At 72.7% G+C, this 13,871-nt stretch carries 8 protein-coding genes and 1 pseudogene; 2 read left to right on the forward strand and 7 right to left on the reverse strand.

Annotation, left to right across the window (positions count from 1 at the left end):
• Together VKG64_17855 and VKG64_17860 are read left to right on the forward strand one after the other, a co-directional pair.
• The coding region (locus VKG64_17855; protein HKB26904.1) for an SBBP repeat-containing protein at positions 1-988 on the forward strand (988 nt) is incomplete at its 5' end.
• Between the two features lie 10 nt (positions 989-998).
• Entirely contained in the window at positions 999-1,556 is a 558-nt protein-coding gene (locus VKG64_17860; GenBank protein HKB26905.1) for a hypothetical protein, read from the forward strand.
• A gap of 9 nt (positions 1,557-1,565) precedes the next feature.
• On the opposite strand, the gene VKG64_17865 is transcribed toward VKG64_17860, so the two are convergent.
• The 7 genes and pseudogenes from VKG64_17865 to uvrA all read right to left on the reverse strand — a co-directional run.
• Positions 1,566-2,345: a methyltransferase domain-containing protein gene (locus tag VKG64_17865; protein ID HKB26906.1), complete on the reverse strand. Its 780-nt coding sequence runs from the start codon at positions 2,343-2,345 to the stop codon at positions 1,566-1,568.
• Complete coding sequence (locus VKG64_17870; protein ID HKB26907.1) at positions 2,342-2,938, reverse strand: DinB family protein; 597 nt, start codon at positions 2,936-2,938, stop codon at positions 2,342-2,344. The genes VKG64_17865 and VKG64_17870 overlap by 4 nt, the downstream gene beginning before the upstream one ends.
• Positions 2,921-3,037 (reverse strand): annotated as a pseudogene (locus VKG64_17875) (glutaredoxin domain-containing protein). Before VKG64_17875 ends, VKG64_17870 begins: the two are co-directional and overlap by 18 nt.
• Before the next feature lie 57 nt (positions 3,038-3,094).
• The gene (locus VKG64_17880) at positions 3,095-3,886 is read right to left on the reverse strand and encodes an enoyl-CoA hydratase (protein HKB26908.1); all 792 of its coding nucleotides are present in this window, start codon (positions 3,884-3,886) and stop codon (positions 3,095-3,097) included.
• The gene (locus tag VKG64_17885; protein ID HKB26909.1) at positions 3,883-10,959 is read right to left on the reverse strand and encodes a GAF domain-containing protein; all 7,077 of its coding nucleotides are present in this window, start codon (positions 10,957-10,959) and stop codon (positions 3,883-3,885) included. The genes VKG64_17880 and VKG64_17885 overlap by 4 nt, the downstream gene beginning before the upstream one ends.
• A gap of 20 nt (positions 10,960-10,979) precedes the next feature.
• Complete coding sequence (pyk, locus tag VKG64_17890; GenBank protein HKB26910.1) at positions 10,980-12,413, reverse strand: pyruvate kinase; 1,434 nt, start codon at positions 12,411-12,413, stop codon at positions 10,980-10,982.
• A 4-nt stretch (positions 12,414-12,417) separates the two neighbouring features.
• Positions 12,418-13,871, reverse strand: a 1,454-nt coding sequence (uvrA, locus tag VKG64_17895; protein ID HKB26911.1) for an excinuclease ABC subunit UvrA, incomplete at its 5' end; no start/stop codon positions are given.

The raw sequence follows: 13,871 nt of genomic DNA on the forward strand, positions 1-13,871 counted from the left end.
CGACGCTTTCGTGACGAAGCTCAATGCCGCGGGCTCCGCGCTCGTCTACTCCACCTTCCTCGGCGGCACCGCCGGTGACATAGGCAACGGCATCGCCGTGGATGCCGCCGGTCACGCCTACGTGACGGGCTATACCGGCTCGGCCGACTTCCCGGTCGCGGATCCCTTTCAGGCCATTTATGGCGGCTTCCGCGACGCGTTCGTGACGAAGCTCGATCTCGCCGGCTCGGCCCTCGTCTACTCCACGTTTCTCGGGGGTATCGTCGGTTCGAGTGATGGCCTCGGCGACATCGGCAACGCCATCGCCGTGGATGCCGGCGGGAACGCGTATGTGACGGGACGGACCGTGTCGCGCGACGATCCCGCGCCTCCGATCACGACGCCGGGGAACGAGGGCTTCCCCATGGTTCGTCCCTTTCAGCCCATGTATGGCGGCGGCTATGGTGACGCCTTCGTGGTGAAGCTGAATCCGATCGGTACGGTGACCTACTCGACCTACCTCGGCGGCAGCGAGTGGGACGAAGGCCTCGGCATCGCCGTGGACGCCTCCGGTAACGCCTACGTCACAGGCCAGACCGCTTCGATCACCGGCTTCCCCTTGGTGAATCCTTACCAGGGCACCAACCACCTCGGACCCTTCGAGGCGTTCGTCACCAAGATTGCCGGCAAGGCGCCGGGGCTCGCCGACCTCGTCGTCACCAAGACCGCCTCGCCCGAGCCGACGATTGAGGGGAGTCCTCTCACCTACACGGTCACCGTCACGAACTACGGCCCGGACCCGGCCACCGCAGTCACGTTGATCGAGACGCTGTCTCCCGAAGTGACTTTCGTGTCCTTCGCCGTGTCCCCACCCACGCAAGGGACCTGCTCCGTGCAGGGAGCCGTGGTCGTGGTCGGCAAAACCGTCATCTGCAACCTCGGCAATCTTGCCAAGGACGCCAAGGCCACCGTGACGATCGTCGTCACCCCCAACAAGAGAGCTCCATAGACGAGGTGGGATGATGCGCGCGAGGCGGACAGGCAGGCTCACGGTCTTCTCGGTCGTCGGCGGCGCCTTGCTCTTGACGGGATGGATCGTGGTCACGCGCCGCCCTGCCGACGCGTGTCCTGAATTCCTCGACAGATTCAAGGTGACGTATCCGCAAACCGTGAATACGAAGCTCACGGACTATCCCAACATCTATCCGAACGGCAGTTGTTCCGGCCTGTGCCACACGGGCGGATTGGGCGCGGGCGACAGTCTCAATCGCTACGGCGTCCGCTTCTTCGAGAAGGTCCTTCTCCCCGCCATGCCTCCCGGTACGTTTATCGCGTGCGGCAGTCAGGCGACGATCAACCTTGCGAACAGCCTCGACTTCACGCAGATCGACGGTGAGGACTCCGACGGCGATGGATTTACGAATATTCAGGAGATCAACGCGGCGACGTACCCGGGCTACTCGGTTGATCGGCCACGAGTGGGCGACGTCAGCAGCACGACGACCGTGATCGCGAACGAGACCGATCCTGATCCAACCAGCAACACCGCCACGGTCGTGACGACGGTCACGCCATAGTCGGTCGCGTCACGCCTCCGTCACGCACCCCACGCGCCGTAGGACGAGGAGGTCGATCTCCTCGGTCACCGGCCGCGGCCGCGTCTCCGCCTCCGCCGCGCGCCGCATCCGCTCGAGCCCGGCCTCGAACTCGGCGTCGGAGAGGAGCGCGAGGGTCGAGAGCGCCCGCCGCTTGATCCGCTCGTAGTGCGCCGCGAGGCTCGGATCGATCTCCTGCCACACGCTCTCGAAGGCCACGTACGCGAAGCCCGCGGCGAGGAAGGTGTCGCGGACGGCCGCCACGGTCGGGAGCCGCGCCTCGTCGAGCGCCCGCGCCTCGGGAAAGAACTCGAAGTAGCGCACGCCCGTGAGACGGCCGGCGAAGACGTTGCGGACGAACAGGACGCCCCCGGGCCGGACGACGCGGCGGAGCTCGCGCGCCCCGGCGGCCAGGTTCCGCACGTGGTGGACGACCATCGAGAGGAACGCGGCGTCGCACTCGCCGTCGCCCGCGGGGACGCGCTCGGCCGAGCCCGTGACATACGCGACGCGCGGGTGCGGGTGGTGCCGCTGGGCCTCGGCGCGCATCATGTCCGACGGCTCGACGGCGAGGACGCGCGCGCCGAACGCGTCGGCGAGGAGCGGCGAGAAGCGCCCGGTGCCGGCGCCGAGGTCGAGGATCGTGAGGCCCGCGCGCGCGGAAAGATGGCGGGCGAGGGCCTCCATCCAGAGCCGGCCCATCGCCTCCGACATGGCGCGTCCCGCGTGATAGGCGCGGGCGAGCCCCTGGTCGTAGTCGATCACCGTCACCAGAGCGCGTCGGGCAGCGGCAGGCCCTCGAAGGCGTTCGTCGGCAGCGGGGCCGGCGGCGCGATCCCGAGGCGGCCGGCGAGCACGTAGAGCTGGCGCAGGTGCTGGGCGGCGTGCCACGTCGTCCGCTCGAGCAGCTCGTGGCCTCCCTGCGGCCCGTAGTAGACTTGGACGACGCGCTCGAACTCGCGCGGCGAGGCGCCCTCGAACCAGCCTCCGATCCGCCCCCTGACCAGCGCGCCGTAGCGCGCGATCGCCGCGCCGTCGCCGAGGTCGGCGGGCGCCTTCTCGTCGAACCAGCGCTCCGGGAGCTCGCCCATGTCCATCGCGTCCACGAACGAGAGCCCGACGCGGAAGACGTGGAAGCCGAAGTCGCGGAGCGTCCGTTTCCGCTCGGGCGGCATCCAGTCCATGCGCTCCGCCGGGAACAGGCGGACGAGCTCCTGCGCGGACTCGAGGATGCGGTCGAGCCGCCGCCCGAGCTCCTCGGGCGCGAGCTTCGGCGCCGCCGCGTACGCGACGCCGAGGAGCGCGGCGTAGGCCGGCGGGTTCCAGCCGTGGACCGCGCGGCCGCCGACGGCGACCGCGGGCACACGCGGAACGCCGAGCCGCTCGAGCTCGGCGAACGCCTCGGGATGGGCCTGCACGTCGACCGGGTCGAACTCGACCCCCCAAGACGAAAGCAGCTCCTTCGTCTTGGCGCAGGACGATCAGCCCGGACGGTAGAAGTACCTGGGCCGGCTCATGCGTCACCTCCCCTTGAAGGTCGGCTGCTTCTTCGCGGCGAACGCCGTCACGCCGCCCGCGAAGTCCTCGGTGTGGCCGCTCGCGGCGATCGCCTGCGCCTCGAGCTCCATCTGCGTCTCGAGGCTCTCCCACGTGGACTGGTGGAAGAGGCGCTTGGCGCCGCCGAAGGCCTTCGTCGGTCCCTGCGCGAGCTCGCGCGCGAGCGCCTCGACGGCCCCCTTGAACTCGGCGTCCGGCACGACGCGCGTCACCAGCCCCCACTCGAGGGCCTCGCGCGCCGAGAGCACGCGGTTCGTCAGGTAGAGCTCGAGCGCCCGGCGCAGGCCGACGAGCCGCGGCAGGAAGTACGACGACGAGCCGTCGGGCGTCGCCGCGATCTTCGAGTACGCCATGGTGAAGCGCGCCGACTCGGCGGCGATGACGAGGTCGCCGCAGAGCGCGAACGAGAAGCCGCCGCCCGCCGCCACGCCGTTCACCGCCGTGATCACGGGCTTGTCGCTCCGGCAGAGGCGCGAGACGGCGCCGTGCAGATAGGTCGTCAGCTCCTTCACCAGCGCGCCGATCCGCGGCAGGTTGTCCGCGAAGTCCTTCACGTCACCACCGGCGCAGAACGCCTTGCCCGCGCCCGTGATGACGACGCAGCGGACCGCGGGGTCGTCGTCCAGCTCGAGCACGGCGTGGAAGAGCTCCCGCCCGAGCTCGAGGTTGAGCGCGTTGTAGGCGTCGGGGCGGTTCAGCGTGAGGGTCGCGACCCCGTCACGCCGGTCGAGGGTCAGGGTCTTCCAGGTCATCATCGCTGGTCCTCCGTCCGGGTGGACCGGGCGCGGCGCCGCGCGGCCTGCGCGACGACGTCCAGGATCTTGTGGATCTCGATCGGCTTCACGAGCACGAGGTCGACCCCGTGGGCCCGGCGCTCCTCCTCCGAGAGCTCGACGCCGAAGCCCGTGACGAGGAAGACCGGAACCGTGGGCGCCATCTCCTTGATCGCGCGCGCCACCTGCCAGCCGGAGACGCGCGGCATCGCGAGGTCGGTGAAGACGACATCGAAGGGCTCGGCGCCAAAACGCGCGATGGCCTCGGCGCCGTCGGCGACGACCGCCGCGCGGTGCCCGCCGCTCTCCAGGACGTCGCGCAGCATCGCGCCGACGGCCGGCTCGTCGTCCACGACGAGGCAGCGGAGCGAGGCGTCGGTGCCCGCCGGCTCGGCCGCGGCGGGCGCCGGCGGCTCCGCCGGCGGCCCGGCGGGGAAGGTCAGACGGAAGGTCGTGCCCCGGCCCTCCGCGCTCTCGACGTTGATCCGCGCCCCGTGGCGCTCGACGATCCCGTAGGTCATCGACAGGCCGAGCCCCGTGCCCTGCGGGCCCTTGGTCGTGAAGAACGGGTCGAAGATCTTGGTCAGGACCGCGTCCGGGATCCCGACGCCGGTGTCGGAGACGATCACCACCGCGGCGCCGGCCTCCTCGGCCGTCGTGAGCGTGAGCACGCCCCCCTCGGGCATCGCGTCCAGCGCGTTCAGGATGAGGTTCGTGAGCGCCTCGCGGAGCTCCGCCGGGTCGCCCGCGAGGCGCGGCGGCTCACCGAACGTCGTCCGCACCTCCACGGTGACGCCGCGGCTCACGGGCTCCTCGCGCCAGCGCGACTGCGTGATCTCGAGCGCGTCGCGGACGACCTGGTTCAGGTCGACGGCGACGAACGGCTGGTCGCGGCGAATGCGTGTGAACTCCTGGAGGCGCCGCACCGTCGCCGCGCCGTCGAGCGCCGCGCGCTCGATCACCTGGAGCCACTGGCGGAGCTGCGGGTTCTCGACCTTCTGGAGCGTGAGCTGGGCGCGGCCCAGGATGGACGCGAGCATGTTGTTGAAGTCGTGCGCGACGCCCGAGGCCATCTCGCCGAGGGCGCGGAGCTTCTCGGTCCGCACGAGCTGGTCCTGCGCCGTCGCCAGCTCGACGTAGGCGTGGGCGCGCTCCTCGAAGAGGCGCGCGCTGCGGAGGGCGAGCGCCGCGAGCTGGGCGATGTTGGTCAGGACCCGCTCGTCGTCCTCGCTGAACGCCCGGGCGCCGCCGCGCAGCGCCACCACGCCGATCGGGACGTCGCCCGCCAGCATGGGCACGCCGAGCCAGTGGCGCAGCTCGGCGGAGGTCCGGATCGGCTCGACGCCGTGGCGTGCGCACTCCCGCGCGTAGTCGTCGGTCCGGAGCGCGCGCCCGGTCGTCAGGACCAGCGACATCAGCCCCACCGTGCGGTCCGGGTAGCGGAGCGGGGCCCGCGCGTCCGCCACGCCGTCCACGATGCGGAGGGCGATCTCGAGCTCGTGCCGCTCGGCGTCGTGGAGCACGACGACCATGTTCCGGACGTCCAGCATGCGCGCGACCTGCGCGTAGAGCGCGTCGAGGAGCGCCGCGCGGTCGAGCTCACCGGTGACGGCGCGCGACAGGTCGTGGAGCACCGACAGCTCCTCGACCTGGCGCCGGTTCTCCTCGAAGAGACGCGCGTTCTCGATCGCGACGCTGGCCTGGTTGGCGATGGCCTCCATGAGCGCGATCTCGCCGTCGGAGAAATCGTGGGCGCGCTGCCACCAGATCAGGGAGAGGCCGCCGATGACCTGCTCCCGGGCGACGATCGGGACGAAGAGCTGGCACCGGTGCGGGAACGGCTTCTTCGCGAAGTCGGGGATGCGCGCGTCGGCGGCGACGTCCGTCGAGAAGACCGGCCGCTTCGTCCGGACCGCCTCCGCCCACAAGGGATGCTCCAGGATCGACGGGCGCATGCCCCGCAGGGACTCGAGGAACTCGCGGGGGAGGTGATACCCGGCGACCGGCTCCAGGGTCTCCTCGTCGTCCGCGAGCATCCAGACGCCCGCGGAATCGGCGTCCATCGCCGCGGTGACGCGGCGGAGGAAGTGGCGCAGCAGCGCCTCGCGGTTGAGCGTCGAGGAGAGCGCGCGGCTCACCGACAGGAGCGTCTCGGTCTCCCGGAGCTTCGCCTGGGTCTGCCGCGCCAGCTCCGCGTTCTCCATCGCGAGGCCGACCTGCGCGGCCACGCCCTCGACCAGGCGGATCTCGGCGGGCCGGAACTCGTGCCCCGGGCGCCACCACACGACGAACAGCGCGCCGATCGGCTCGCCGTGCGCCGTGGCCGCGGCGAAGAGCACCGAGAGGGGCGGCAGCGTGCCGATCCAGTCCTGGTCGAAGCGGCGGTCGGCCCGCGCGTCGGAGGTCCACGTCGCGCGCCCCGCCTCCCAGGCCGGCAGGAGCTCGGGGTTCCGCGCGAGCACGATCGGGCGCGTCATGAAGCCCTCGAGTAGCTCCCGCGGGACGTGGTAGCCGACGAGCGGCACGAGGCTCTCGCGCTTCGCGTCGAGGAAGTACGCGCCGACGGTGTTCGCGCCCGTGGCGCGCGCCACCTCGCGTGCGACCTCGCGCACGCGCTCGGGCACGGGGCCCGGGCGCGAGAGGATCTCGCCGACCGCCAGGAGCGTCGCGGTCTCGCGCAGCCGCTCCTGGGCCTCCGCGTAGAGGCGCGTGTTCTCGAGCGCGAGGGCGAGCTCGCCCGCGATCGTCATCGCGAGGTCCACCTGCCGGGGCTCGAACGGCGTCGGCCGCTCGCAGTAGTCGAGCGTCATGACGCCGATGACCTGCTCCTGCCGCAGCATCGGCACGACGAGGTAGGACTTGAGCCCGAACGTCTCGATCCACTCCTGCGGCATCAGCGTGTCCCGCGCGGTGTCGTTCACGATGACGGGCCGCCGCGTCTTGCGCGCGAGCGCATTCGCCGGAATGTCGAGGATGGGCCGCGCCGCCACCGCCTTGAAGGCCGCCCACTGCTCCGGCGCCTTCCGCCCGTCGGCGAACTGCGACATGAGCGGCGTCACCTGCCCGCCCTCCCAGAGCTCCAGCGAGCAGCGGTCGACGCGGCAGACCTGCGCGATCTTCATCGCCGCCCGCTTGAGGAGCTGCTTGCTGTCGAGCGTCGAGTTGAGGATCTCGACCACCTCGAGCAGCGCCCGGGTCTCCTCGAGCCGCCGCTGGGTCTCGGTGTAGAGCCGCGCGTTGTCGAGGGCGACCGCCGCCTGCGCGGCGAGCGACCCGAGGAGCGACGCCGTCTCGGGCGTGACCGGGGTCGGCGTCGGCCGGTAGACGGCGAACGCCCCCAGCACACGGTCGCCGATCGCGATCGGGTACGCGGTGATGAACCGGAGGCCCTGTCCCGCCAGCCGCGAGCCGTCGACGACGCGGGCGTCCGTCTCGACGTCCGTCCACGGCAGCGGCTCGCGGTGGAGCGCGACCCAGCCGATCGCGCCCTCGCCGAGCGCCAGCGCGTGCGGCAGCACCACCGCCGCCTCGGGCGGGCCGAAGGTCAGGGACCGCGTGAGCCGGCGGCTCCCCTCGTCGAGCACCCACACGCTCACGAACTCCGCGCCGAAGAACCGGGCCGCCGCCGCGGCGATGTTGTGGAGGACCTCCTCCGTCTTGAGCGACGACGAGACGAGGCGGTTCACCTCCTCGAGCGCGGCGAGGCGCTCGGCGTGCTCGCGCGCCTCGCGGTAGAGCCGCGCGTTCTCGAGGGCGATCGCGGCGCGGGCCGCGAAGCTCTCGAGCACGACGAGGTCCTCGGGCAGGAACGGCGCCGCGTCGTCGCCGACGCGGTTGAGGCCGATCACGCCGAGGAGGCGGTCCTGGATCACGAGGGGCTGGCCGATCGCGCGGCGGACGCCGAGCTCCGCCCACCGGGGCAGCGCGAAGGCCGAGCCCGCGTAGTCGTTGACGACGAGGCCCCGGCGTCGCTCGGCGGCGGCGCCCACGAGCCCCTGGCCGATCTCCACGGCCACGCCGGGGATCGCGCCGCCATCGGTCCAGGCGCGGGGCACGAGCGTCCGCCCGTCCTCGACGAGGTAGATGACGCCGTTGGCGGCGAACAGGCGCGTCACGCGCTCGACGATCAGCGAGAGGAGGCGGTCGGGATCGAGCTCGGCGGCGAGCTCGCGCTCGATCTCGACGAGCGTCGCGATCTGCTCGCGGCGCGCCGTCTCGAGGGAGAAGAGGCGCGCGTTCTCGAGGGCCAGCGCCGCCTGGTCGCCGAAGGCGCGCGCCAGGCCGATCTCCTGGTCGTCGAAGTGCCGGCCGGCCCGGTCGCTGACCGCGAGGGCGCCCAGCAGCCGGTCCTGGACGAGCAGCGGCACGGCGAGCAGCGCGCGGTGGGGCTCGCGCGCGACCCGGGCGCGGACCGCGTCCGTGTACGTGATGCGCGGGTCGGCCAGGGCGTCGTCGCTCGCGACGGGCACGCGCTCGCGCACCGCGAGCCCGGCGATGCCCGTTCCCGGCGGGAGCACGTCGGTCCACGGGAACGACGCCCCGCTCGACACCGTCACGGCGACGAGCGCGCCCGTCGCCGCGTCGAGCCTGTAGAGGCAGGACGAGCGCGCGCCGAGCAGCTCGCAGACGCTGTCGGCGACCCGCTGGGCGGCGCGGTCGAAGTCGAGCGTCTCCGAGAGGAGGCGCCCGAGGCCCGCGAGCGCGGTCATGCGCTCCACCTGCCGACCCGCCTCGCGATAGAGCCGCGCGTGCTCGAGGGCGATCGCCGCCTGGCCGGCGAAGGCCTCGGCCAGCTCCTGGTCGTGCCGCGTGAAGGGGCGCGGGGCGCGGAAGGTCAGGACGCCGATGGTCCGCTCGCCGACCCTGAGCGGCACCCCGAGGAACATCGTGTAGCCGAGGCGGCGATCGGCGCCGAGCGCCTCCGGCGCGATGTCGGGCACACTGTCGAGTTCGCAGACGAGCGTCCGGCCGCTGGCGACCACCCTGCCGGAGAGGCTCTCGCCGATCTTGAGGCGGGGCCGGACCATGGTCTCGCGGGCGGTGCCCGCGAGCCCAGCCAGGACCAACTCGTCCCCCTCGACCAGGCGGAAGCCGGCGTCGTCCACGCCGAGCAGCCGCGCGGCCTCCTCGGCGATCGAGGACAGGAGCGCGTCCGTGGGGGCGAGACTCCCGATCTTCGTGTTGATCTCGAGGAGCGCCGCGAGGTAGGCGCGCCGCGTGCGCTCCTCGGTGAAGAGGCGCGCGTTGTGGATCGCGTTCGCCGCGTGGAGCGCGAGCGAGCCGAGGACGCTGAGCTCCTCCGCCGTGTAGCCGTGCGGCTCGCGCACGCCGATCGAGAGGGCCCCGAGCACGCGGTCGCCGAGCAGGAGCGGCACGATCGCGACCGACACCGTGCCCTCCGCGCGGATCCGCTCGGCGTTGCGCGTCCGCGGGTCGCGCAGGACGTCCGTCACGGTCACCGGACTCCGGCGGGCCATCGCGGCGCCGACCAGGCCTTCGCCGAGACGGAACCGCCGGATCCCCTCGACCGCGGACGTGGCGCCCGCCTCCGCGCAGAGCGACGCGTGCTCACCGTCGTCGTCCACGAGCCAGAGCCGCGCGACGCTCGAGCCGAACAGCTCGACGCCCGCGTCCACGACGCCGCGGAAGACCTCGTCGACCGAGAGCGTGGCGGTGAGCGTCTGCGCGAGCCGCGTCAGCGTCTCGAGCCGCCGGCTCTTCTCGCGCGCCTCGGCGAAGAGCGCGGCGCGCGACACGGCGAGGCCGACCTGGTGCGCGACCGCCTGCAGCAGGGTCAGCTCGTCCTCCGGCCACGCGCGGGGCTCCCGCGAGATCAACGCCATCACGCCCCAGATCCGGCCGTCCGCGGTGATCGGCAGCGCGAGCTGGGAGCGGTAGCCGCCGACCCGGACCTGCTCGCGCACCTCCGGCGTGAGCACGCGCGACCGCGTGAGGTCGGTGACGACGTAGCGGCCGGTGCGCATGGCCTCGCCCACGTGGCTCTGGTCGAGCCGTCGCACGCGCAGGCGCTCGACGTCCTCCGGCGACAGGCCCCGGTGGGCGACGAGGGCCAGGGTCTGGGCGGCCTCGTCGAAGCGGAAGACGCCGCCGAACTCGATCCGCGCGAAGCTGCAGACGACGTCGAGCGTGCGCTCGGCGGTGACCGCGAGGTCCTCGCCGGTCCCCATCGTCTGCGCGACCGCGTAGAGCGCCTCGAGCTGCTTGCCGCGCCGCTCGTCGCCGGCCGGCCGGGCGCCGCGCGGACGCCGCCGGGGCGCGAGGAGCGCCGACGCCAGGACGCCCCCGCTCGCGGCGCTGAGCGAGACCGCCCACCAGAACCAGAAGCGCCGCGCGGCCGCCATGCGCCCGTGGTCGGGGACGAGCGCCCACAGACCGCCCGCCGCGTCGAGCGCATGCGCGTGCCACGTCTCGCCCGCGAGCGAGACCATCCGCGCGCGCGTCGCGGCCTCCCACCCGGTCGCGGGCAGGCCGGGCAGGCTCCCGGCGAGCGCGCGGTCCCCCGCGAGGACCACGAGCGCGGGGCGCGACGGCAGGCCCGCGAGCGGGCCGACGAGCGACTCGAACCTGCGGCCGACGACCACCGCGCCGACGGGCAGCGGGGCCCACCCGAGCACGTACACGCGGTCACCCACGACGCCGAGCCGCGCCACGGGCTCCGCGGACCGCGGCAACGCCGGCAGCGGGACCCGCGGCGTCGCCGGGACCTGGACGAGGGGCGCGCCCGCCGCGTCGAGGACGACGAGGAGGTCGGCGACGCGCTGGAGCGTGAGGGCGGCCATCCGAGGCGACGCGCCGCGCGCGAGCGTGGCCCAGTCGCTCCGGAGCGCGCCCTCCCGGACCGCGGGGTCCTCGGCGAGCAGCGCCGCCTCGCGCCGCATGTCGCCCTGCGCCGAATCGACGACCGCGCGGACCGCGGCGAGGGTCCCCGCCAGGACCTCCTCGTCGCGCGCGGCGGTGTGGGACCGCCAGACGAGCGCCGCGGCGATCCAGACGGCGGCGAGGGCGACGGCGAGGCCGAGCCGGACGACGAGCACGCGCCGGATGGCCGGGCTTCTCAGCGTCGGTCGCCCACCCGGTGAAGCTTCAGGAGGTTCGTCGTGCCCGCCACCCACATCGGCGACCCCGAGATGATCACGAGGACGTCGCCCGGCGCGACCGCGCCGTCGGCGAGCAGCGTGGCCTCGACCTGGTCGATCATGTCGTCGGTGGTCTCCACCTTCCGGATCAGGCGCGACGACACACCCCACGACAGCGCGAGCCGCCGCTGCACCTCGACGAAGGGTGTCATGGCGATGATCGGCACGTCGGGGCGCGCGTGCGAGATGAGCCGGGCCGAGAACCCCGACTGCGTGAACGCGACGATCGCGCGGGCGCCCAGCTCGTGGGCCGCCGCGGCGGCCGCGTCCGACAGCGCCTCGGAGAAGCCCACCCCCACGCGCTCCCGCCGCCGGTGGCGGACCGCCTCGCGCAGCACCGCCTCCTCGGCCCGCTCGGCCACGCGCGCCATCACCTCGACCGCCTCGACGGGGTAGCGTCCGGTGGCCGTCTCGGCCGAGAGCATGATCGCGTCGGCGCCGTCGAAGATCGCCGTCGCGACGTCCGAGACCTCCGCGCGGGTCGGACGGAGGTGCGTCACCATGGACTCGAGCATCTGGGTCGCCACGATCACCGGCACGCTCGCGCCGCGCGCCCCCTGGATGATCGCCTTCTGGAGGTGGGGTACGTCCTCGAGCGGCACGTCCACGCCGAGGTCGCCGCGCGCGACCATCACCGCGTCGACGGCCTGGAGGATGCCGGGAAGGTTGGCGATCCCCTCGTGGCGCTCGAGCTTGGCGACGAGCGGCGCCCGGGCGCCCAGCGTCGCCAGGTAGTCGCGCACCTCGCCGACGTCGGCCGCCGAGCGGACGAACGACACGGCGACGAAGTCGACGCCGTGCTCGACGCCGAAGCGCAGGTCCTCGCGGTCCTTGTCCGTGAGGCACGACGTCGGGAGCTCGACGCGCGGGAGCGAGATACCCTTGTGGTCGCTCAGGCGCCCGCCGACGACGACGCGGCAGCGGACCTCGTCGGGCGTGGCCTGCTCGACCCGGAGCTGGATCATCCCGTCGTCCATCCAGATCTGGTCGCCGGGACGGACGTTCGCGAGGTACTCGGGGTGGTTCAGCGACGCGCGCGCGGCGGTGCCCTCCACGGGCCGCGCGCAGAGCGTGAACGTCGCGCCGGCCTCGAGGTCCACGCGCCCGCCGCCGGCCGGGCCGAAGGTGCCGAGGCGGATCTTCGGGCCCTGGAGGTCCTGGAGGATCGCGACGGGCCGGCCCCAGCGCGCCTCGCCCTCGCGGATGAGCCGGACCACCTCGGCGTGCTCGTCCGCGGTCCCGTGGGAGAAGTTGATGCGCGCGACGTCCATGCCCGCCGCGACCAGCCGGTCGAGCGTGTCCTTCCCGCTGCTGGCCGGCCCGAGAGTGCAGACGATCTTGGTCCGCCGCATGGGCCTACCCCGCCGGGAGGAGCGCGCCGAGGAACTGGCCCGTGTAGGAGCGCCCGGCCTGGCGGGCCAGGTCTTCCGGCGTGCCCGTCGCCACGACACGTCCGCCCTCGTCGCCCCCCTCCGGCCCGAGGTCGATGATCCAGTCGGCGGTCTTGATCACGTCGAGGTTGTGCTCGATGATCACGACGGTGTTGCCCTGGTCCACGAGCCGATTGAGCACGTCCAGCAGCTTTTGAATGTCGGCGAAGTGCAGCCCGGTCGTCGGCTCGTCGAGGATGTAGAGGGTTCTTCCCGTGGCCCGCCGCGAAAGCTCCGTCGCCAGCTTCACACGCTGGGCTTCGCCACCGGACAGCGTGGTGGCGGACTGACCCAAGCGGATGTAGTCGAGCCCTACATCATCAAGCGTCTGGAGCTTCGCCTTGATGACGGGCACCGCGTCGAAGAAGGCGAGCGCCTCGCGCACCGTCATGTCCAGGACCTCGGCGATCGACATGCCCTTGTAGCGGACGTCGAGGGTCTCGCGGTTGTAGCGGCGCCCCTTGCAGACGTCGCACGTCACGTAGACGTCGGGCAGGAAGTGCATCTCGATCTTCACGAGGCCGTCGCCCTGGCACGCCTCGCAGCGTCCGCCCTTGACGTTGAACGAGAAGCGCCCCGGCTGGTAGCCGCGCATGCGCGCCTCGGGGGTGCGGGCGAAGAGCGTCCGGATGAACGTGAAGACGCCCGTGTACGTGGCGGGGTTCGAGCGCGGCGTCCGGCCGATCGGCGACTGGTCGATGTCCACGACCTTGTCCACGCGCTGCGCGCCCTCGACCCTGTCGTGCGCCCCGGGACGCTCCTGGGCGCGGTGCAGCATCTGGGCGAGGGCGCGATACAGGATGTCGTTGACGAGCGTCGACTTGCCCGAGCCCGACACGCCCGTCACGCAGGTGAACGTGCCGAGCGGGATCTTCACCGGCATGCCCTTCAGGTTGTGCTCGCGCGGGTTGTGGATCGTGACGGCGTGGCCGCTGCCCTTCCGCCGCGCCTTCGGCACCGAGATCGCGAGCGCGCGCGCGAGGTAGCGGCCGGTGAGCGAGGCCGGGTTCGCCATGATCTCGTCGGGCGTGCCGACGGCGACGAGGTGGCCGCCGAGCTCGCCCGCGCCGGGGCCGAGGTCCACGACGTAGTCGGCCGAGCGGATCGTCTCCTCGTCGTGCTCCACGACCAGGACCGTGTTGCCGAGGTCGCGCAGGCGCTTGAGCGTGTCGAGGAGGCGCCGGTTGTCCCGCTGGTGCAATCCGATCGATGGCTCGTCGAGGATGTACAGGACGCCGACGAGGCTCGAGCCGATCTGGGTCGCCAGCCGTATGCGCTGGCCTTCACCACCCGCGAGCGTGCCGGCGGGCCGGTCGAGCGTCAGGTAGTCGAGGCCGACGTTCATCAGGAAGCCGAGCCGCTCCCGGATCTCCTTGAGCA

The sequence above is a fragment of the Candidatus Methylomirabilota bacterium genome, from assembly GCA_035260325.1.
GTDB lineage: Bacteria > Methylomirabilota > Methylomirabilia > Rokubacteriales > CSP1-6 > AR19.